This window comes from Pseudomonas sp. NFX5, from assembly GCF_049132125.1.
In the GTDB taxonomy this organism is placed as follows: domain Bacteria; phylum Pseudomonadota; class Gammaproteobacteria; order Pseudomonadales; family Pseudomonadaceae; genus Aquipseudomonas; species Aquipseudomonas marginalis.
The window spans coordinates 212,312-230,831 of the sequence record NZ_JAFMZG010000032.1; the positions used below are offsets into that span (position 1 = coordinate 212,312).

General features: G+C 57.9%; 23 protein-coding genes. 9 read left to right on the forward strand and 14 right to left on the reverse strand.

Going from position 1 to position 18,520, the window contains the following annotated elements; translation table 11 throughout:
* Positions 1-124: 124 nt before the first annotated feature.
* Positions 125-508 carry a DUF3742 family protein gene (locus tag J1N02_RS23535; RefSeq protein ID WP_041475299.1) on the forward strand — a complete coding sequence of 128 codons (384 nt, stop codon included), beginning with the start codon at positions 125-127 and terminating at the stop codon, positions 506-508.
* Positions 509-517: 9 nt separating this feature from the next.
* Here the strand turns inward: J1N02_RS23535 and J1N02_RS23540 are convergent, their stop codons facing one another.
* From J1N02_RS23540 to J1N02_RS23555, 4 genes are read right to left on the reverse strand one after another with little or no spacing between them, the layout of a single operon-like run.
* Entirely contained in the window at positions 518-2,062 is a 1,545-nt protein-coding gene (locus J1N02_RS23540; protein ID WP_011334426.1) for a conjugal transfer protein TraG N-terminal domain-containing protein, read from the reverse strand.
* 10 nt (positions 2,063-2,072) lie between these two features.
* Positions 2,073-2,381 carry a hypothetical protein gene (locus tag J1N02_RS23545; RefSeq protein ID WP_421147809.1) on the reverse strand — a complete coding sequence of 103 codons (309 nt, stop codon included), beginning with the start codon at positions 2,379-2,381 and terminating at the stop codon, positions 2,073-2,075.
* Positions 2,382-2,384: 3 nt separating this feature from the next.
* The gene (locus J1N02_RS23550; protein WP_421147810.1) at positions 2,385-3,767 is read right to left on the reverse strand and encodes an integrating conjugative element protein; all 1,383 of its coding nucleotides are present in this window, start codon (positions 3,765-3,767) and stop codon (positions 2,385-2,387) included.
* Positions 3,764-4,606 (reverse strand): TIGR03756 family integrating conjugative element protein, encoded by an 843-nt coding sequence (locus tag J1N02_RS23555; protein WP_421147904.1) that lies wholly within the window; start codon positions 4,604-4,606, stop codon positions 3,764-3,766. Before J1N02_RS23555 ends, J1N02_RS23550 begins: the two co-directional genes overlap by 4 nt.
* Here J1N02_RS23555 and J1N02_RS23560 point away from each other — a divergent pair.
* On the forward strand, positions 4,512-4,736 hold the full coding sequence (locus J1N02_RS23560; RefSeq protein WP_421147910.1) for a hypothetical protein: 225 nt from the start codon (positions 4,512-4,514) through the stop codon (positions 4,734-4,736). The two genes, J1N02_RS23555 and J1N02_RS23560, sit on opposite strands and share 95 nt — an antisense overlap.
* Positions 4,737-4,828: 92 nt before the next feature.
* Here J1N02_RS23560 and J1N02_RS23565 read toward each other — a convergent pair whose 3' ends face one another.
* Positions 4,829-5,083, reverse strand: coding sequence for a helix-turn-helix domain-containing protein (locus J1N02_RS23565; protein WP_226439326.1), 255 nt, complete (start codon positions 5,081-5,083; stop codon positions 4,829-4,831).
* A 169-nt stretch (positions 5,084-5,252) separates the two neighbouring features.
* Here J1N02_RS23565 and J1N02_RS23570 point away from each other — a divergent pair, with 169 nt between their 5' ends.
* Both J1N02_RS23570 and J1N02_RS23575 read left to right on the forward strand, forming a co-directional pair.
* Positions 5,253-5,525, forward strand: a complete 273-nt coding sequence (locus tag J1N02_RS23570; protein WP_421147811.1) for a LasR-specific antiactivator QslA — start codon at positions 5,253-5,255, stop codon at positions 5,523-5,525.
* A 249-nt stretch (positions 5,526-5,774) separates the two neighbouring features.
* On the forward strand, positions 5,775-7,058 hold the full coding sequence (locus J1N02_RS23575) for a hypothetical protein (RefSeq protein WP_421147812.1): 1,284 nt from the start codon (positions 5,775-5,777) through the stop codon (positions 7,056-7,058).
* Positions 7,059-7,257: 199 nt separating this feature from the next.
* Here J1N02_RS23575 and J1N02_RS23580 read toward each other — a convergent pair whose 3' ends face one another.
* Genes J1N02_RS23580 through J1N02_RS23620 form a run of 9 tightly spaced genes read right to left on the reverse strand, consistent with a single transcriptional unit; the run spans position 7,258 to position 14,722 of the window.
* Positions 7,258-10,011: a conjugative transfer ATPase gene (locus J1N02_RS23580; RefSeq protein WP_421147813.1), complete on the reverse strand. Its 2,754-nt coding sequence runs from the start codon at positions 10,009-10,011 to the stop codon at positions 7,258-7,260.
* A complete protein-coding gene (locus tag J1N02_RS23585) occupies positions 10,011-10,427 on the reverse strand; it encodes a TIGR03751 family conjugal transfer lipoprotein (protein ID WP_421147814.1) in 417 nt (138 codons plus the stop codon). The genes J1N02_RS23580 and J1N02_RS23585 overlap by 1 nt, the downstream gene beginning before the upstream one ends.
* On the reverse strand, positions 10,390-11,907 hold the full coding sequence (locus J1N02_RS23590) for a TIGR03752 family integrating conjugative element protein (protein WP_421147815.1): 1,518 nt from the start codon (positions 11,905-11,907) through the stop codon (positions 10,390-10,392). The genes J1N02_RS23585 and J1N02_RS23590 overlap by 38 nt, the downstream gene beginning before the upstream one ends.
* Complete coding sequence (locus J1N02_RS23595) at positions 11,897-12,709, reverse strand: TIGR03749 family integrating conjugative element protein (RefSeq protein WP_421147816.1); 813 nt, start codon at positions 12,707-12,709, stop codon at positions 11,897-11,899. Before J1N02_RS23595 ends, J1N02_RS23590 begins: the two co-directional genes overlap by 11 nt.
* The gene (locus tag J1N02_RS23600; protein ID WP_421147817.1) at positions 12,706-13,347 is read right to left on the reverse strand and encodes a PFL_4703 family integrating conjugative element protein; all 642 of its coding nucleotides are present in this window, start codon (positions 13,345-13,347) and stop codon (positions 12,706-12,708) included. The genes J1N02_RS23595 and J1N02_RS23600 overlap by 4 nt, the downstream gene beginning before the upstream one ends.
* A complete protein-coding gene (locus J1N02_RS23605) occupies positions 13,344-13,757 on the reverse strand; it encodes a TIGR03750 family conjugal transfer protein (protein ID WP_421147818.1) in 414 nt (137 codons plus the stop codon). The genes J1N02_RS23600 and J1N02_RS23605 overlap by 4 nt, the downstream gene beginning before the upstream one ends.
* 7 nt (positions 13,758-13,764) lie before the next feature.
* A complete protein-coding gene (locus tag J1N02_RS23610; protein WP_060738069.1) occupies positions 13,765-14,136 on the reverse strand; it encodes a TIGR03745 family integrating conjugative element membrane protein in 372 nt (123 codons plus the stop codon).
* A 17-nt stretch (positions 14,137-14,153) separates the two neighbouring features.
* On the reverse strand, positions 14,154-14,393 hold the full coding sequence (locus tag J1N02_RS23615) for a TIGR03758 family integrating conjugative element protein (protein ID WP_102879520.1): 240 nt from the start codon (positions 14,391-14,393) through the stop codon (positions 14,154-14,156).
* A complete protein-coding gene (locus tag J1N02_RS23620) occupies positions 14,390-14,722 on the reverse strand; it encodes an RAQPRD family integrative conjugative element protein (protein WP_421147819.1) in 333 nt (110 codons plus the stop codon). Before J1N02_RS23620 ends, J1N02_RS23615 begins: the two co-directional genes overlap by 4 nt.
* A 328-nt stretch (positions 14,723-15,050) precedes the next feature.
* Here J1N02_RS23620 and J1N02_RS23625 point away from each other — a divergent pair, with 328 nt between their 5' ends.
* The 5 genes from J1N02_RS23625 to J1N02_RS23645 all read left to right on the forward strand — a co-directional run bounded on the left by J1N02_RS23625 (position 15,051) and on the right by J1N02_RS23645 (position 18,520).
* Complete coding sequence (locus J1N02_RS23625) at positions 15,051-15,731, forward strand: tyrosine-type recombinase/integrase (protein ID WP_421147820.1); 681 nt, start codon at positions 15,051-15,053, stop codon at positions 15,729-15,731.
* A 164-nt stretch (positions 15,732-15,895) separates the two neighbouring features.
* The gene (locus J1N02_RS23630) at positions 15,896-16,195 is read left to right on the forward strand and encodes a DUF1889 family protein (protein WP_421147821.1); all 300 of its coding nucleotides are present in this window, start codon (positions 15,896-15,898) and stop codon (positions 16,193-16,195) included.
* A 119-nt stretch (positions 16,196-16,314) separates the two neighbouring features.
* The gene (locus J1N02_RS23635) at positions 16,315-17,163 is read left to right on the forward strand and encodes a hypothetical protein (RefSeq protein ID WP_421147822.1); all 849 of its coding nucleotides are present in this window, start codon (positions 16,315-16,317) and stop codon (positions 17,161-17,163) included.
* 12 nt (positions 17,164-17,175) lie between these two features.
* Positions 17,176-17,514: a hypothetical protein gene (locus tag J1N02_RS23640; protein WP_421147823.1), complete on the forward strand. Its 339-nt coding sequence runs from the start codon at positions 17,176-17,178 to the stop codon at positions 17,512-17,514.
* 514 nt (positions 17,515-18,028) lie between these two features.
* On the forward strand, positions 18,029-18,520 hold the full coding sequence (locus J1N02_RS23645; protein ID WP_421147824.1) for a hypothetical protein: 492 nt from the start codon (positions 18,029-18,031) through the stop codon (positions 18,518-18,520).

Genomic DNA, 18,520 nt, shown 5'->3' on the forward strand with positions numbered 1-18,520 from the left:
CAGCCCATATCAACGCTCGCGGCGCCGTCTGATCAAACTGATAAACGGTCAGATATGGACCGCTTTCAGTAGTAGGCTAATACTCTTGCCTCAACCATGAAAACGCTCAGAAGAGGGCGAGACCATGCCGACTCAGCAACCTGTTCAAAGTTCACGTGCCCACCGCTGGGCGTACGCCTGTGGTCTGTCGGTGAAGCGTGGTTACCGTAAGTTGAAAGCGCTTGAGTCCCGCGTGGTTGAGGGTGCGGAGACGGCAGGAATGCCCGCAGGTAAATTACTTGTTCGCGGGGGTTTTCTAGTTATCAAGTTGGCAATAGCCGCCGGACTCCTTCTAGTTAGCTTATGGTTCACAGTGTCGGTGATGATCCTTATTGTCTTGTGTTGGGCCATCGCCAATGGAACGCCTATCAAACCTAAGGATGCTCTCCGGTACAAGGCATATGGCGACCCATATGGTGAGTATGAGTATGGCCGCGCGCCCGGTCAGCCTGATTTAAAAGACCTGTAGTCGAGTTCTTCACCCCTTCCTTAAGGCCTTTCCAGCAGACATCAGAGCTCCAGCGCCCCTTGCACCAGCGTCCTGCGCTTGAGCTGCTCCTTTGCTAAGCATGCCGTCGGCAATTGAGCCAACGCTATATCCTGCCCAGCTCATTGCAGCCAAAAACAACATCGGAAGCACGACGAACATTGCCCCCATCACGTACTCGATCACCTGCGCGGTGACCGTCCCATCCATAAGTCCGGATGTGGGCAGCGACAACAGCATCTGATTGGACGCCGAAACCTGGTTGTACAAGGTATCGAGCATGCTGGAGTCGACCCAGCGGGCCAGTTCCCACCAGAAGCTCAGCATATGCAGTGTGAACAGTGCGAACGTCACCGTCATGACGGTCTTCAACTGGTAGGTACTGACCAATAGAATCAGCGGCAAGCTGATGATGATGCCCATGATCAGGAACGCCTGCACCATCGGTAGGGCGGCGCGTAGCGCATTCAGCGCCGGGAAGTTGCTGAAGGAGCCCAGTGCTAACCCGGTATTGGTGGCCAGATTATTGAGCCCCTGATTGATCGAGCCGCCACGGGCGCTGGAGCCATAGTCCTGGTACACCTGTCCGGGCGACATGGTCATCGATTGCTGGCGCGGACTGACCAGCTCACGCAGGGTGGCATCCTCGATCTCGTTGCTCGATCGGCCAGTCAACCAACCTTTTAGCTGAGTTAGCAGCGAAGGATCGACTTGCTCGATCAAGCGCTCGCGCAACCCGACACCGCTGTCGCTCCACCACTGTTTGCAAGTGGGGTAGCCCGCGCCATTCTCCAGCCGCGGCAGGGAAACATCGCGGTTGTCGTCATACGGCCAACTGACTCGCGGCGTTCGTGAGCGATCGGTGTCGTAGTAGCCGGGTGTGTCGAGAAAATAGCTTGAGCCGATCCAGGATGCGTCGTGACTTTGTGACTTGTCCAGTTGCGGGCGATTGGTAAACAACCGAGAACGGGAATAGCCGTAGCAGTCGCGAGTGAAGTCGGCGACTTCCTGCAGCAGCACCTGACTGTCGATGCGCGAGCTGTCGATCTCCATGCGCATTTGCCGGATATCCGGTGCGCAAGGGATGGAGGCGGTGGCCGCCGCAGTCACACCTTTGCTCAAGGCATGCACCAGAAACCACCAGATCGGCACGTTGGCAGAGCGTTCGCCGATGGTATTGAAGGTCGTCCCCCAGGCGGTTTCCGCAGGCTTGGCCACACTCACGCCGCAGCGCTGGCTCGCCGCATCGTCGAACGCCATTGATGCAAGACTCAACGGAAAGACGGGGGCGCAACCGAACAAGACGACGATGTAGGCCAGCCACAACCGGTTCTCGATCCGTGGCACCGAGAGCAGTCCCTTGTTGCCTTCATCCGCGCCTTGCTGACGAGCAGACAACCATTCCTGCAAGATGATTGCACCGAAGGGCGCGGCAAACAGCCCAGTATCGGACAGGACGCTCCAGAGGCCGTTGTTGATGATCCAGGCCAGCAGGGAGAGGTAAAATTCCAGGTAGCTGTTGGTGCTCATGAGCATGGTGGTGACCTCACAGTCGGGTGAGTTCGACGCAGATAAAGAGCACGAGCCCTAATGTCCCGATGCGTTTCACGCGCAGTCGATCCTGTGGTCGATGTCGGTAGCGTCGAAGCAGATCCCGCCAGAGCGCAAAGAGGGCCCCGTAGAGCAGGGCACGCCACCACAGCAGATAGGGCCGTACAGATTCGAATGCCTGCTGCCAGACCTCGAAACTACCCAGCGCAGTGCGGCCGATCCAGGCGACCAGTGCGGCGGTGAGGATCATCACCGCGGCAATCCCTAGACCTGAAAGCAGAGTGAATAGCGGTGAGCGTTTCATGGCTCACTTGCGCCTGGCGTCAGCGTCATTAAGTCGACCGGGCTCGGGGTCGCCTTGCTCGACGGTGCGCGAAGCATCAGCGCCACCGGCATGCCGGTCGAGCACCAGGCTGGCGGTATTGGTCGTCAGCATCTGCCTGACCTGCAGCTCGGTCTGCAGCAGGCGAATTTCGCGCTCCAAGGCGTCGATGTTTTTCGTCAAGGCGATCTGGGCCGGTTCGGCGGAGGCAATGTTCGGTTCGTGACTGCCCGCCAGCAGGGTGCGCAGTAGCAGCAGTGCCTTGTCGAGTACGCTGGACAAGGCCGTCTCACTGGCCAGGCGCCGTGCCAACAGATCCTGGTCGGGATCGTCGCGCAGGGCTTCAATCACACCACGGGTCACCGGCAGCATTGGGCTCGAGGCTTTAGTCAGATTGTCAGGGGTAGGCGGCAGAGAGCCGGACAGCAGCCCTTGCAGGGTCTTGAGACGTTCGCTGTAGGCCTCCTGGATCAGCGGCGTCAATCCGCTGCCAGCGGTAGCACGCAGGGTTTCGCAGGTGTCGCAGGTCGAGACTTCGGTCTCGCCCAACACCCGAACAGCCCATTCGGATTCCTCTTGGGGCGAAGCCCAGGTCTGGCAAATAGCCCCGCCTAAGCAGTCGCTGCTACTGATCGAGGTGCTGTCATCCACCGACCGGTTATGCAGCAGGTTATAGCCCGCGCGCACCACGTCGGCAGTCACGTGAATGGGCGTCTGTCCGTTCCCTCCGGCCTTTGAGCCGCCGACCCAGGACACCCCATTGTTGCCGTTTCGGGCCTCGGTGTTTTTCACCGCAGCCACCGCATCACCGCCGGTTTGCTCCAGATTGCCTTGCATTTCTTGGTTCTTGGCCAGCGCGCCCCAACCGGCTTGACCGACCTTGTCCGCCATCTTTTCGGCCATGGCCTGGCAGGTCAGCTTGGAGCGGTCGAAGTCGATGCGCCCCTGCATCACCCCGTTACTGAGCAACTCATAGAGACCGGGGTTGGCGCGCTGGATGATCAACGCCGGCAGCGACATCACCGCTTGGGTCGCGTTCTGCACGATGCTGCCCATGATCTGCTGGAAACCTTCGGTGGCGCCATTCAGTTGGTTTTGCAGGGTGTTGGTGAGGCTCATGTTTCCGCACATCATGTTCGCTCGCCATGACCCGCCGACACCGATACCACTGGGTCGGTAGAGCGAACTCGGTGAGCCGACTGCCGAGCCGCCGCCGACGGTGTACATCACTCGGTCGTCGAGTACTTCGCCCTGAGTACCCAGGCGGTAATCGCCTTCGGCGGCGTCGGCATACGTGGCCATGGCGAGTAGTCCATAGAGCAACAGACTCATCGTGCCCAACCAGGGTCGCGCGTGAAGCCGGCTCATGAAGCACCGCCTTCGAAGTCGATGCTGAACAGGAAGGTCTGCCCCTCACGTTTGCAGCAGCTATAGGGACGCCACAGCGACCAGGCGTAGCCGCCATCCGCGCTCTGTACCGGATCGCTGGGGAAGATGGCGCATGTGGGCTGCACCTGGGGGTAGAGCAATTGCCATTTGTGGGTCGAAGCGTCGTTTTCAATGATCGGGCCAGGCGGCCAGTAGCCGTCGCGTTTGGCGGGCGTGAGGGGTAAGTACACATGCGGCTGCCCGTTGCGGGTAATCACATCGCCAGCCCGTTGCGCCATGACTGCGGCCGCCTTGAAGTCGTCGGGTTGTACGATAAAGCCCTGCCGGGGATAGACGTTGCCCCACATGTTTCCCGAGGCCTGACCACCGACTTCACGGATCCCCGGCACGAGCGACTCGGGGTAAAAACTTTCCGGTATGCCCTGGCGCCAGGCCAGTGAGTCCAGGGTGCTCAGGTAGTAGGGCATGAACGCAGTAGCGCCGCTGGTGCAGGCGTAGCCGGACTGCGACGCCAGTTGCGTTGCGGCCCAGCCACCGGGGTGGCCGATACCATCGACGTTCTTGAAGCGGGGCAGGTTGTCGCGGTGGGTGTTCGGCGTGATCAGGTTGCCGCCGCCCTCCGCGCCGCTGATGGGGGAAGAGAGGGTGGTCATTTCGGTCCAGGGGTTATTGCCGGTGGTGGCGTAGCTCGAGACCACGAGTTCAGGAATGAAATGACGAACCTTGGTTGAGGTTTTGACTGTGCAGCCGAAGGGCGTGCAGAGGAGCCAGAAACAAATACCGACGACCTTGTATGCGAGGCAATTTGGCGAAAGCACAGAGGCGGTGATTCTGCCGGTATCCAGCGCCATGCTTGGGCCGCACGCCAGCAGGATGCTCAGCGCCAAGGGCCGTAGCTTTGTGGGCGTGATTGACGAGCAGGCAGCAAGCATGAACCAGGCTCAATAAGGTAAATGGCCAGGTCAGGTTCGGTTTCGGGCGGAAGACTGTCAGTGGAAATTATGAAGGCGGATCTATCGGATTTGTGAGCTGTGAGACTATTATTTGACGTGAAGGGCGCTGCGCAGGGTGTAGGGTTCTGCAAGCAGTTGATCTGTGGTGATTTCGAGAATATTGGCGAGTTTGCACAGGACCAACAGCGATGGATTGCCCGTGCATCGTTCGATTTGACTGACGTAGGTGCGATCCACCTCGGCCATGAGCGCCAGTTGCTCTTGGGTCAGATTTTTCACGCGTCTCATCAAGCGGATGTTTTCCGACAGATGCAGACGAAGCTGTTCGTAGTTTTGAGTCATGCGCGCAAACTGCGCCTTGAGGGACTCTCAATCCACGGGATATAGTCTACATTAGCATCCAACTAGGCCATTTGATGTTCATGCCTGTTATCGAGCGTTCATTTGGTGTCGTTAAGCTTTCCGAGGTTGGATTCCACATCTAACAATAATTCAGACATCTAGGGTGTATATGGACGAAAACTACATTTCAATTCCGGCGGCGGATGGATGCTCTAGTCTTCTGACGCCTTGGGGCAGCGAGTTTGCCTCGATGATCGAACGTGGCGTGCAATGTGCTCAGGCTTGGCTTGATACGCCCGGGGAGACTCCACTGTGGTGGACGCTGGCGCAAACCCGCAAGACCTTTCCTGTCGGTGACTGCCAAGATGCTTTTGAAGCCGGATTCTTGTTGAGGATTCAGCAGCGGCTTCAGCGCGGTACACGGATACCTGTATCGACTTGACCACCCGTTTGCATTTAGCCTGGCCCATCGCATTGGCACAGGCCAGCAGGTTTCGGTCCTAAATCACTTTTGGTTTTTAGGTGCGGCGTTTTTGTCCCGATGTTTGCTCTGCGACTCGCGCTGCCCTCGACGAAAGCGAGCGGGCATCAGGTTGCGCAAGGAGTCTAGATATGTGGCAGCAACCCACCGATCTCTCTCATTTTCCGCGTCGGCAACCGCACCAGCATATCTTCAAGAGGGCACATCACGATGGTAAACAAACTCGATCTGCATCACGAAATGAAAAAGATGCTACGCGTAAAGACTGCCATTCTACGTCGCTCACCAGGTGATTCCCTCGCAGACATCGTCGCTTCTGATCGTGAAGCGTTCTCGGGCATTCGTGTGTTGTTCGCGAGTGATGAGGGAGGGGTTCCATTGCAAGCTTTGGGCCGGTCAGATAATCCAAACGTGCCCGTGGTTCCTCTATTTGCTGGAAAGGGAATTTTTGCATTTTCCGATGCTATCGAGAGGCAGATGAGGAGCGGTAGTGCGCCTTTGGAGTTTCCCTTTTTCTCACTACTCGATACAAACTTTCTTACTGAGTTACCTGGTTTTTTTCGTCATGAGGATTCGAGGCACCGCGAAAAGGTGCGGGCGACCTTGCAGTTCATTGAAGATCAAGGCGGGCGTGGTTTTGATTGGACGTTTGCGGCACTGGAAAACCTACGTGAAGTTGTAAAACCTAATAACCCTTGGCCGTACCAGAAAGTTGCGGCAGCAAAGATGTTTGATGCCATGATGCATATCCCCGAAGTTAGGGAGAGGGTGCTGAACGGGCATGCCGAACAGATTCAGGACTACATACCCGCAGCTGAGGAAATGTGGGATGCATTCTTGACCAATCGGGAGGCATGGGCCTGTATCCAACGGCGAGATATGATGCAGTCCATAATTTTACGCGCGATGCTGGAGTGCTGGAATGGCAAAAGCGTAGATGATGGTATTCGCTGCTTGGTGAATTTTTGTCTTGATAATTTTGACGTCATGCCCCTAAAGGAACTTTACTTCGGATGGAAGGCCCTGAGCGGATTCGCTGATAAGCAGAATAGAATGCCTATCTTTGACGAGCCAGCGTTGCGGAACCCGAACGGGGATTCGAATAATAGGATTTCCGCGCTTGCGTGGGACCTTTATATGTTTCGACATTGCGAAACGCTTATGACAGAAAAGAAGGGTAATCAATTCATGATTCCTGTTGTAACTACGCTTGATGATGGTTTGTTAAAAGCCATTAAGAGCTGTCCTCTGAGGGCGCTTTTGATTCATGATGAGGCTCGAAAAGTAGAAGCTATATTCGACGATGAGATGGAATTTTCCACTCGTCTAGATCGCGCGCTTTCGGATGAAACAAAGGTGCGAATAAATGACCCAGTACGTGTGGCCAGACCGAAGCGTATTTCGAAGCATGATTTGAGTTATCTGATAAACAGCTTGGAATCAGAAGTGAAGAAGGCTGCTAAAGCAAGGTCACAACTAGGGTCGCATCATTAATAATAGAAAGTGGTGTTGCATTTGGCGGATATAAAAATATTTGAAGTGGCCCCGCGCGGGCGATGGCCAGCAACAGACCGCCCGGCTAAGTGTGGAATACGAATGCAATCAACTGTTCAGTTGTCGTGCAAACGTCTGGTCAGTTGCGATGCAATCGCAGAGTTCACTCTCTGGAAGAGCAATATCTGAATAGCTATTCCTATGTTGATTCTATTCCTCGCGCTCTATCGATCCGTTCAGCTACCCGGTAAGCCGCCTCCAACTCCGAGCAGCCGTTTTCCTGCATCAGTGTCCAGCGCTCGGCTTTTTCCTCGGGCTCCGTCATGGCCAGGGCGAGGTAAAGACTGGGCGGAACGGCTCGAAACAGCGTCTCGAGCTTCTTCGACAGCACGACTCCTTCGGTGTATTTACCTGGTTCCTTGCTGGCGGAGAGCAACAAGGCTTTCTGCGCCGGCGTGAGTTTCTTGAAACGAGCAATCTCTTCGATTTCGGCCGGTGGCATGTTCAAACAAATCCACCATTCGATCATGTTGAGCATGGTCTGCGCAGCCGTGGGAAAATCGGCAAGGTTTTGCGTGGCGAGCCAGAACCAAGCGCCGAGCTTGCGCCACATCTTGGTCCCCTTGACCACGAATGGCGCCAGCAGCGGGTTCTTGGTGATGATATGGCCCTCGTCGGTGACCATGATGATCGGTCGACCTAGGTACTGGTCGCGCTCGGCAAGGTTGTTCACGGTGTTCATCAGGCTGATGTAGCTGATGGACATCTGTGCCTCGTAGCCTTCGCGAGCGTAAGTGGCCAGGTCGACAATGGTCACATCGCTCTCGGGCCAAGGCGTGCCCTCGCGATCGAACAGTTCACCCTCGAAACCCTGGCAAAACAGGTCGATGGACTCGCCCATTTCCTGGGCACGTTCACGACGTTTCTCCGGTAAGTGCGGGTCAGCGGCGACGCATAATAAAGCGTCGCGCACGTCGCGGGTCAGTACCTGGCGACCCGCCGCGACACAGGTCTGTGCCGCATCCAGGATGCACTCGCGGATCAGGCTGCGGTCGGCTCGGCTCAGTCGGGCTTCTTCCTTGGCCTCACCGCCGGTGATCATCAGCCGGGCGGTGATTTCCAGTTCGCCGAGAACATCGCGCTGGTCTTCGCGACTGGTTACCGCCTCATCGTCCAGCTCATCGATCGATAGACTCGCCACCTGATCCGGCTGCTCGACCAGGCGCCAGGCATCGGCAAAGGGGGCGAGACTGACCGAAGCGCCAGGTTTCAATTGGACCTTATTGACCGACAGGCCCTGTGTCGCGAAGTAGTCGCCCTGCAAGCCGAATGAGTTGCCAGCCTCGACGATAAATAAGCGTGGGCGGTACACCGCCATGATCTGCATCAGCAGGGTGACTAGGGTGGCCGACTTGCCGGCACCGGTGGGGCCGAACAACAGCAGATGGCCGTTCATGGCCCGGTCCAGCCGTGACAGAGGGTCGAAGCTCAGTGGCGAACCGCCGCGGTTGAACAGGGTGATGCCCGGGTGGCTGGTGCCGGTGCTGCGACCCCACACCGGAACCAGGTTCGCCAGGTGCTGGGCGAACATCAGCCGCGTGTACCAGTTGCGTGTGTCGCGGGCCGGGTTGTAAGCCATCGGTAGCCAACGCAGGTAACTGTTGCAGGCGGCGACTTCATCGCCTTCGCGTACCGGTTGCAGCCCCGCACCCAGCAGCGCGTTGGCCAGGCTGACCGAGCGCTGGTGCAATTGCTGCTCATCGTGACCGCGCACGTAGAACGCCAGCGTGCCGCGGTACAGCTTGTGCTGGCGGCCGATGATCGAGCGGGCTTCTTCGACATCCTGACGGGTCTGGGTCGAGGCCAGGTTTTCACCGATGGCTTTGCGGGCCAGGCGGTTCAACTGATCCTCAAGTACATCCTGCGGTTTGACCACCAAGGTCAGACTCATCACCGTACCTTCGGGTAACTGGTCGAACAGGGCATTCACCGCGTCGCCCTTGCGGGTTTCTCCGGTGAGTTGACCAATCAAGGGCGCCCGGCGCAGCTTGTCCACCACCATTACCCGGTGGGGCTGATCGTCGAAAAACCAGAGCCCATGCTGCACATCCGAACGCGGTTCGTTGAAGAACAGCCGTTCGGCAAAGTCATGATCGAAGGGCAGTTCCAGCGACTCGCCATCACCTGACTCCGGATAGGCCACGCGGCGGTAGAACTCCTCGGGCGCTTCATCGGTGAGCTTGGGCGCAGGATTGAACCAGGGCAACAACCAGGCATACAAACCTCGGCCATCGACTCGCGTCGATTGCACTCCGCACGCCTGCAACGAAGCCGCGATACGTTCACAAGCTTGTTGCAGGGATTGCACCGGGGTGAGTCTCGTCTCCTCGCCGTCAGACTCAAGCCAGCGATAGACCACCAGGCGCACCCGGCGGTTGTTTCCGCGCCAGGGCAGGCGCGTGACTGCCTTGTCCTCGAACAGACCGCCGGGCTTGGCGATGGCCTTCAGATGTCGGCGAGTAAGTTCCAGGTACGCTTCGGTGAACACCGTACCTCGCGCGCTGTCCTGAATATAATCGGTGAGCCGGGTCAGGTAGGGGGTGAAGTCGTTGTCGTCCTGGCAGAAAAACTGCGCCACCCAAGGCGCTTGATCCAGCTCGTCAAAGCTGTCCTGCAGGGCATCCTCAAGGGCATCGCGGGCCGCCATCAACCAATCGGGTTCGCGCCCTTCAGTGCCAATGGGCAGCAACTCGAACGCCGCACCCACCGAGCGATTGTCATCCAGTAGAAAGCACTGCTCGGTGTCGAGGTATTCGACCCAAGGTAGATGATCGGTGAAGCTGGGGCTGTGCGCATACAGTGCAGCTTCATCGGCCAAGGTGGCACGAGGACGCAATGGGGGGCGCCAGGCTTTCCATGCAGAAGTGCGGTTGCCCGCATCGCTGGTACGCACTACAAGTCTTCCTGACGTTCACCGGGTAATGCGTACTGCACCCGTTGGTAGAACGGAAAGACGGTCGAGTAACCAGGAACCGGTGCCTGCTCGGTACCACTCAAATGCGGATACACGTACAGCACCAGATCGGGATTGGGCAGGCGCGGGAACAGATTGCGGATCTCGTTCGCCGCTGTGCGCGTGTACGGTTCCTGGAGAGCCGCGGAGACATCTGCCAGAGCCAGCGGGCGGCGTAACTGCTGTCGAGCATCCAGCAGTTGCTGCTGAGTACCTTGCGAACCGGCGCCGTTCCAGATGTCCAGCGTGGTTTGCTCGCCATGGGGCAGCAGCGTGTCCTTGTCGGTGGAACAGCCCGTCAAAACCCAGCAGAACACGCTAATCCAGGTCAGGCAGAGAGGCAGGGTCTTTTTCATAGCGAACGCTCCGGCCCTTGGGCTCGTAGTCGATGGTAATTTCTTGGTCGAGGTGCAGTGCAACTTGGGCGGCCGGTGGCACGTATACGGCGGCAAAAGCTTCGCCATACAGTTTGTTGACCCACTCGCGGATGTCGCTGACCCCACCGCTGAGAATTGAGTTCAGTGCGCTATTGCCACTGCTGCTGGTGACCCCGAGCGTACTGCCGCCCGAACTGATCACGCTGCTGTTGTTCTGCTCATCCCCAAGTAAGGCGGCGACACCCGCGCCGGCCGCAGTGATCAGGCTCTGGCTGCCGAGGTACTGCTGGGCGTTCGAGCGGCGCTCGCCGGCAATGCAAGGAATGCCATACGGATCGGACAGGTAACCGAGTCCGCCACGGATCTTGTCGGTGTTTGAGCTCTGGGTGGTGGAAGCATTGCGGCTGGCCACCGCCTTCGGCTGAGGCACCGTGCGGATGGTGCCATCGGTAAACACAAAGGTGATCGACTCGACCTGTCCGCGCACGCAAGACAGGGTCCAGTCACCGGACGCCGTGCCGCTCATCACGGCACCCGCGACGTCCGGCAGGTCGATGCCGTTGGCCGTCAGGTTCTCCGGGCCGACCAGCACCTTGAAGGGGTAGGGATCATTCACGGTGCCGTCCACCGGGACTCGACCGATCAGCGCGGTCATCGCGACCGAGCCCATCAGTGTGGCGTTTTCGGGAATCGTGTAGACCGGCTTCGCGCCTTCGGTACGATCAACGGATCGCGTCAGGTCGCGCTCACCCTGGGTGACGGCTCGCAGTTGTTTCTGGCTGCGATCAATCGCGTTATCGTTCAAGCCCTCCAGTGAGTTGAAGGCGGTAGGCAGACTCAGGGCGGAGGCGGTCTTGGTTTTGCCTCGGGTGTCGGTGGGTGGAGCATCCGAGGGCTCAATCCACTGCAGCGCATCATTGGCGGAATGCTGCCCTTCGAACTGGGTCCCGTCGCCCGGCTCAAGCCCCAATCCGATCGGCATGTCCTTGCCTTTGCCGGTCAGCCCCGACAACTGGTCCTGCAATTGCGTCAGCAGACCACGGGCCTGGCGACTGTCTTGTTCTGCTTTGAGTCGGGCCTCGTTGGCTTGTCGGCGGCCTTCGTCGACCTGCTGGGTCACGCTGCCAAGCACCGTCTGGATGCGCGAATCGACACTGTTTTCCCGCTCGCGCAGGCGATTGTTCTCCGTCTGCAGCGAATCGTTGTGTTTCTTCAAGCCGAGCATGTCGCTGCGCATCGCCTTCACCTGACCGACCAGGGTGGCGACCGTGTCGCGTGGAGTGTCGCCAGCAATGCCGAGCGACTGGGCTTGCTCGGCGGATAACTGAAGGCTGCCCTGATCAACCGGGTGTTCTGGAGAGGGAGTGTTACTCCCCGCGACCCAGGTTTTCAGGATGATCAACACCACGGCCAGCAGCGCAGCCGGTACCAGCCATTTGAGCAAGGCGTTAGCTTTCATCGTCAGCACCTCGCGCAACGGGCGGGAGCAGCACGGCTTGCTCGAGGCCAGCACCGCGGGTGACGAGGTAGGCAATCGTGGTGTCTTCAGCACTGCCGACAGGCCCGAGGAAAGCATGCTGGAAGGCCGCGGCGAACAGCTTGGCCTGAAGCCGACGCGGGTCGAGTTGCACCGTCTCTGAACCACGATTGCGCAACTTCACCGCCGTCACCCAGTAATCACCGAGTCGCCAGGCGGTGATGGGTGTGCTGGACACGTGTTCAGTCGGCAGCAGACTCGGCAGTTCGGTGCGCAGCTTGAGCGATACGCGGCGGACGCCGGGCAGGGATTCTACAGTGCGCAGCGGCGCGTACAGGCTTTGCGCGGCGTAGCGCGTCAAGGCGACCGGGACCGGCGTACGTTCTGGAACAGGGACGGTGCTAGATTCCGTCTCGGTAGCCTGCACCGGAGCATTCTTGAGAATACGCACGGGCTCCAGCGGTAGATCACCAGGCGTGGCCGCGATATCCAGCAGGATGATCTCGCCCGTCGCGACCGATTGCAGTTGCAGTCGAGTCGGTGCAATGGCTTCCGACGCGCGCAGGTACAGCGTGCCGCCGGTTGATTGTACGCGCAGCTTACCCATCAGGGATGAGGGCACACCGACTCGAACAGCCTCATCGACAAAGACTACCCTCTCCTGATTGATCACCAGCGGGACCGCGAGGGGGAGGCGTTCCCAGTGCATTAACTCGACGGCCTGCACTGCAGCTCCCCATAGCATCAGTGCGACGGTGAGTCCCAGGGTAGAAGTCCGCTTCATGGTTCACCTCCAGGCAGGGAGATTTTTTGCGGAGTGCCCTGATAACAATCCAGTGCCAGCCCCCACTTATTGCGCTCGGGATCCAGGTCGAAACGCACTACGCGTAATGGATAACGCACCACCACCCGTTTCACCGGTTCCGCGGCGTAATACTCATCGGCATTGAGGTCGAGCCTGACCAACCAGCTGTCGCGGTCGAGTTGCTTGACCCTGAGTTCCGGATCCTCGCTGTAGCCTCGGCCCAGAATTTCGTAGACGCCACGCACCCGCTGGCGCAGTTCGCCAGCGGCCTTGCGGTACTCGTAGTCGCCATCGAGGAAGGCCTTGCAGGAGGGTGTCAGGTAGGACTGCAAGCCATAGATGGCGCGGCGATAGTCCTGCTCGCCATCTGAGGGCCAGCGGTTGAGCTGACCAAAGATGTACAGGGCAAAGGCATAGACATTCTCCGAGGGGATATCCCACCACTTGCGAGTGCTGCCCGAGCGCAGATCCGGGGGGACATGCACGGTCAGATCGGTCGGTGCCGAGCGCCAGCCGTACCAGAGTCCGGCACAGAGCAGGGCGAGGACCATTACTGCCAGACGCAGGCTGAAGATATGGGCCTGTTGCGCGTCCACCTTGTTCCGAAAGCGACTCATGGTTGCCACCGGGACAGGGCAGGGCGCAGTCGACACGAACGGCGAACCGTCCAGGCGCCGGAGTGCAGGATCAAAGTCCCTCGACCCAGGCGCCAACGGCTGGCGAGTATCCATTCGAGCTTGCGGTACAACCAGGTCTCGGGGCGAGCCCGTTTGGCCCGACGCAGTAGTGTGCCACCGGCAAATAACACCACCGCCATGCTGGCGATCATGCTGGTCGGCGCCACGGCAATGGAGGCGGTGGCGATCGCGATAGGAACGCCCAGCAGAAGACCAATGAGGGCGCCGGTGCCGAGCGCTACCCACATCTCATCATTGGTCAAACCGCGCAGTACGGCAGGATCGCGATTGAGTCGCTCCGGCAGAAAAACCAAGGTGCCGTCGGCAAGGCGCTCGATAGTGTCGTTCATGGCAACCTCACAGAATCGCAGCAGCCTTGGTGAGGAACCAGATGATGATCACCACCAGCAGGGCTCCGATGCCGACTACGGCGCCGAGGTCTTTCCAGGTCTTACGCTGGTTCTGCACGTCGGCGTAGACAGTTAGGGAATGCCAAGCCACGCCGAGAAACGCGAGCAGGGCGATCAGCAGGCCGAGCAGAATGCCGCCGTCGTAGGCGTAGTTTTTGATCGTCTCGATCAAGCCAGACCCTTCACCACGTGAAGGTGCCTCCATGGTGGGGAGCTCGGCGAAAGCTAGGCTTGGACCGAGCACCAGCAACAGACCGATCAGGCGCTGACTGGCACGATCACGCAGGTTGTTTTTCAGGGGGGCAAGGCACTTGAGCATGACGGCGATCTCCGGGGTTAGGACAAGGTGAAGAACATCAGAACCAGCAAGGTGAGCAGCACGCGCGCGGCGCTGCCGCCAAACGCGCCGAAGCGCACACTGCCTGTCGCCCAGCCCCGGTAAGCCGTCCACATCACCCAGGCACACCACAGCAAAACCAGGACGAGAACCAGGGACAGCCAGAGCGTCGAACTGCTCTGCGGTGAGAAGCCGGAGGCGTTTTGAAAGGCAGCGGTCTGCGCGTCGGTCATGCTCATGGCAACGGCTTCGCGGGCAGTGTGTCTAGACGGTAATCACCGACCAGTTCGGCGGGATCACGGGGCTGAGCGCGGGAGGGGGACATATAATCCTGCACGCCCTGGCGAATACGTTGGATGTCCTTAGACAGGCGGGGGTAGTCAAAGCGATAGCGCTCGACAGATTCAGATGGGCTGACTGTCTCGGCTCGTGTTGCAAGGCGTTCGATAGCATCGAGTTGCTGCAGGACCAGACTGAGTTGACTCTGTTCATGAGCCGAGGCGGCATAGCTGCTGCCGTGAACGATAGCCAGCGAGAGTAGTAAGCAGCGAAAGACGGTAGTCGGCATGATGCTGTCCCATATGGAGCTGGGAGCAGAATCAAGTCAAAGGTCGAATTATTCCGTAAGAAACCTGAGGTCTAATGAATCGCTTTTTCTGGGAAAGGACTGGGGATGTTTACGTTACAGCTAATGTGGTCCTTCGATCTTGGGTGGAGAGAGTGGTTGAGGCTCTAGGGAAATTCCACTCTTGATGAGCTTCGTTGATGACGATATCGTCACCCCCCCATTTTCCGTGAACACCTTGTCGGACCTGCTGGTATGCTTTTCAGGAGGCTCTGGCCCGACTCTCTCAGGATCAATCACAAATCACCGCCAATCCTGACAGAGAGTACCCATGGTCACCGCAATCCGCCGCGCTACATCCCTTCGCCCTGGACAAATTCGCCACCTGATTCGCGTTGCATCCGTCACGGGCCGAATGCCTGAGCGGGACGTGCTTTTACTTTGGCTTACTCATACAACCGGCATCCGCGTGACCGAGCTGGCCTTGCTGGAGGTCGCAGACGTGCTGTACCCGAGTGGCACCATTAAGCCCGAAGTCTACCTGCGTGCCGATATCACGAAGGGCTGCCGCCCGCGAAACGTGTACCTGACTCATGCCCGATGCCTTGCCGCCCTGGATGACTGGATAGCGGTGCGATCTCGGCGCCGCTGGGGGCTTTCCGGTACTGATGAGTATCGAGGGTTGCGGCCTGCATCGAAGCTGGTCACGACACACAAGGGCCAGGCTTTTGAGCTGGCCTTCAAGCATCGGGAGCTGGACCGTGGGCCAGAGGTTTACCGGGCGTGCGATTCGCTCCAACAGACCATCAGCAGGCTCTACCGACAGGCCGGTATCAAGCTGGGATCATCCCACAGTGGCAGACGCTCGCTTGCTGCAAAAGTCCTGGCCGCAACCGGCGACGTTGAGACAGTTCAGATCATTCTCGGGCATGCCTGTCTCGACCACAGCAAGCCGTATCTAACTGTTGACATCGAGGTTATCCGCCGCGCTTTCGAGCTTGCACTGGCATAGTGATATCGGTAACTCTATCCGCTAGCCAGCATTAATATGGAAATATTCCTGCCCATCCAGTCCGCCATTGCGCGGGCTTTCGCAGTACCAGGATGCGAGCTTCGCGTCCAGTTGAGTCAATAGTCGGGCGTATTGATCACACCTAGGAACAGGAAGGAAACTGCATGACAACCACAGTCGAGAAAGCAATCAAGATGCTGAGCAGAGCGGTCAATGTATCAACGGGGCTGCTCCACCCGAACGACATGAACAAAGCCCGAGAGCTTTTCAGCATTCTGCACAAGAACGGCGAGGTGCTGGTTAAAAGTGAAGTATCGCAATCTGCGATATCGCACGGTTGGCGCCCGGAAGATGCTGATGAGCTGGGTAGCATTGCTCAGCAAATTGGCGAAGGCAAAGCGGCGCGGGTGAAGGATGGTCCATGGTGGAAATCGGATATCTACGCCCAACTGATGGCCTCATAGCTCGAAATCCAATTCTCGCGGCGTGGCCATACCTTGAGAGCTCCCTATGTCACGGGATCGCTGGGTGTTCTGAATGCTTCATTCCAACGAGCTGCTTCGTCAGGAAGGAAAAATCGACCATGGACAGCAGACGATGCAATCTTTGCCTTAAACGTGCTCCAATGACTGAGGATCATCTTTTTCCACAGGGGCTCGTTACGCCAGGTCAGCGGCGCGTCACTAAAATTCTACATAAGATCGATCCAAACTGTCGTTGGCGCAGAGGTACTTTCCTCGCGCAGAATGGGGTCAAAAAAGCCACGCTTTGCGCTGACTGCAACAACCGTATTTTGGGGACCTACCTTGATCCTTCCCTGATCGCGCTCTACAAATCCGCGTCGACGGCTTTGGAGCGAGGCCGGTTCCCGGTGATCGAGCCGATTCAAGTCGTTGGCGTGAACCTCAAAAAGGTGGCGCGTGCGGTTGCAGGACACTTGGTTGCCCTAGACGACAAGCCCCAGGCCAGAAACAAGCTGACTCGTCATCTCCGCAGGTTTGTCCTGAATGAGAGCGCTGCGCTTCATCCGACGCTTCGTTTCCACATGTGGCTCTATCCTTTCAGTCGTCAGGGGATGTTTAACGACCTCTATCACGCTGAATTTGGCACACAGCACGATCCTCTCTGGATCTCAGCCTTCAAAACGTACCCGCTCGCGTTTGCTTTCAGCACCGAGGTTCAGAATCTAAATTATCGCTTGCGCGGGGTCATGGATCTAACACAGTTCGTGACGACGGACGTGAGCGAGTTCTACGGCTTGAGAGTCACAACAAAGCCCATCGTCGACAGCAACTGGCCGTTTGCTCCCTACCGCAATGGGGCGATCCTTACAGGTGACAACAGCAGCCTTACCACCACTCTTTACCAGAACAAAAAGCCTCTCCAGCAAGCGAGTCAGCGCGCCGGATATTTGCAGACCAACTACGTGTAACGGAAAAAAGGTATGGGTGAAATCAACATTTCTCGCGACGAACAGGATGCCCTGAGAGCGGTCGACACCGACGTGTTGGACAAGCTCATCGAGCAGGGCGTGTATGAGGAGCGCCCGGGTGCTCTGCATAGTCTCCGACTCGAGAGTTGCGGACTGTACGTTGCGTCACAACTTCGAGTTTTCGAGCCGGCGCTGGCGGGGCACTGTAAGGCGAAAGCGGAAAAAAAGCGTGCTGAGACGGAAGATAGCGTCCGACGCGCCGGCAGTGATCTGGCGCATGCCGTCCGACAGATGAAGCACCGGGTGGAAACTGAAGAGAAGGAAGGGCAACTCTTCCACGTCTATGACTAGATCATGCCGCCCCACCGTTTCAGCGAACGGCTGACTCTGCGAGTGAGCTACCGCTGGCGCCGAGCGATCGAAGATGACTGGACGTACGGCAACATAACCTTATCCCACGACGTCGACTCGCGACCCGACTACACCATGCCAATCCCCAATCGGAAGCCGGGCGCCGCCAAACAGGAGCAGGATCGACAGGACAAGCTGTATTACGAATGGGAGCATCTGATGAGGTTGGCGCTCCATTCGGTCAGAGAATATTTCAGGGGGGAGGTGATGGAAACGCGATCCCGCCGACATTCCTGGCGACAACCGATCCCTATAGGCGAGGGCTCAACAATTACAGTGCCCAGTTCTGGCGTGAGCAGCCTTGAGCCCCCTGCGCAAATGGGCGTAACCACAACGGTCAACCACCAAGCAAGCAGCTTAGGAAAGATCGGCCAACCCCCAAGCCTCGCCATTGTGCGGGGCCGGGTCAGTAGAAGGACGCCCATATTCGCGTCCGCGAAACAGGCAAAGAATTATGCATGGAAAATACAGTCCTTCTATACTTTTGCCAGCACTGCGCTTATTCATCGAAGCGAGAAACAAGGCTATTGCTACCGGTTTCACTGATAATGGTGGGGCCATTCATTCCGTAGAACGAATACTCGACCTGCTTTGTCAACGCGTTAAATATCCATCCCTCAGGCATATCAACAATCTGAAGAAAGATCTGAATGCAGAATGCAGCGTGGATGCTCATCAGGCCCGACAGCGTGGTGATAGCGTCTTGATTGAGCACGTCCTGCCAAAAAGAGCTTTTACAAAAGAAGTGATCCAGATTGTTGGCAACGGTGCCACAAATGACGAAATCCTTTCCTATATCCGAAAAAATTATCGTCTGGTGCTTTTGACCCATCAGGAAACAGCAGTTCTGAACAAATTGAACAGGTCGAATATTTCGCCAGATAGATTGAGCGATGCAGGAATATTTTTGGCCACGGTCGAGGCCCAGGTCAATATGTCCGAATAG

Coding starts and splice junctions, on each gene's coding strand:
- J1N02_RS23595 (WP_421147816.1), bottom strand. CDS start 12,709: ATGAAGCGGACTTCTACCCTGGGACTCACCGTCGCACTGATGCTATGG.
- J1N02_RS23640 (WP_421147823.1), top strand. CDS start 17,176: ATGGGTGAAATCAACATTTCTCGCGACGAACAGGATGCCCTGAGAGCG.
- J1N02_RS23615 (WP_102879520.1), bottom strand. CDS start 14,393: ATGAGCATGACCGACGCGCAGACCGCTGCCTTTCAAAACGCCTCCGGC.
- J1N02_RS23600 (WP_421147817.1), bottom strand. CDS start 13,347: ATGAGTCGCTTTCGGAACAAGGTGGACGCGCAACAGGCCCATATCTTC.
- J1N02_RS23620 (WP_421147819.1), bottom strand. CDS start 14,722: ATGCCGACTACCGTCTTTCGCTGCTTACTACTCTCGCTGGCTATCGTT.
- J1N02_RS23535 (WP_041475299.1), top strand. CDS start 125: ATGCCGACTCAGCAACCTGTTCAAAGTTCACGTGCCCACCGCTGGGCG.
- J1N02_RS23545 (WP_421147809.1), bottom strand. CDS start 2,381: ATGAAACGCTCACCGCTATTCACTCTGCTTTCAGGTCTAGGGATTGCC.
- J1N02_RS23590 (WP_421147815.1), bottom strand. CDS start 11,907: ATGAAAGCTAACGCCTTGCTCAAATGGCTGGTACCGGCTGCGCTGCTG.
- J1N02_RS23630 (WP_421147821.1), top strand. CDS start 15,896: ATGACAACCACAGTCGAGAAAGCAATCAAGATGCTGAGCAGAGCGGTC.
- J1N02_RS23610 (WP_060738069.1), bottom strand. CDS start 14,136: ATGCTCAAGTGCCTTGCCCCCCTGAAAAACAACCTGCGTGATCGTGCC.
- J1N02_RS23625 (WP_421147820.1), top strand. CDS start 15,051: ATGGTCACCGCAATCCGCCGCGCTACATCCCTTCGCCCTGGACAAATT.
- J1N02_RS23635 (WP_421147822.1), top strand. CDS start 16,315: ATGGACAGCAGACGATGCAATCTTTGCCTTAAACGTGCTCCAATGACT.
- J1N02_RS23570 (WP_421147811.1), top strand. CDS start 5,253: ATGGACGAAAACTACATTTCAATTCCGGCGGCGGATGGATGCTCTAGT.
- J1N02_RS23605 (WP_421147818.1), bottom strand. CDS start 13,757: ATGAACGACACTATCGAGCGCCTTGCCGACGGCACCTTGGTTTTTCTG.
- J1N02_RS23575 (WP_421147812.1), top strand. CDS start 5,775: ATGGTAAACAAACTCGATCTGCATCACGAAATGAAAAAGATGCTACGC.
- J1N02_RS23540 (WP_011334426.1), bottom strand. CDS start 2,062: ATGCTCATGAGCACCAACAGCTACCTGGAATTTTACCTCTCCCTGCTG.
- J1N02_RS23565 (WP_226439326.1), bottom strand. CDS start 5,083: ATGACTCAAAACTACGAACAGCTTCGTCTGCATCTGTCGGAAAACATC.
- J1N02_RS23585 (WP_421147814.1), bottom strand. CDS start 10,427: ATGAAAAAGACCCTGCCTCTCTGCCTGACCTGGATTAGCGTGTTCTGC.
- J1N02_RS23550 (WP_421147810.1), bottom strand. CDS start 3,767: ATGAGCCGGCTTCACGCGCGACCCTGGTTGGGCACGATGAGTCTGTTG.
- J1N02_RS23645 (WP_421147824.1), top strand. CDS start 18,029: ATGCATGGAAAATACAGTCCTTCTATACTTTTGCCAGCACTGCGCTTA.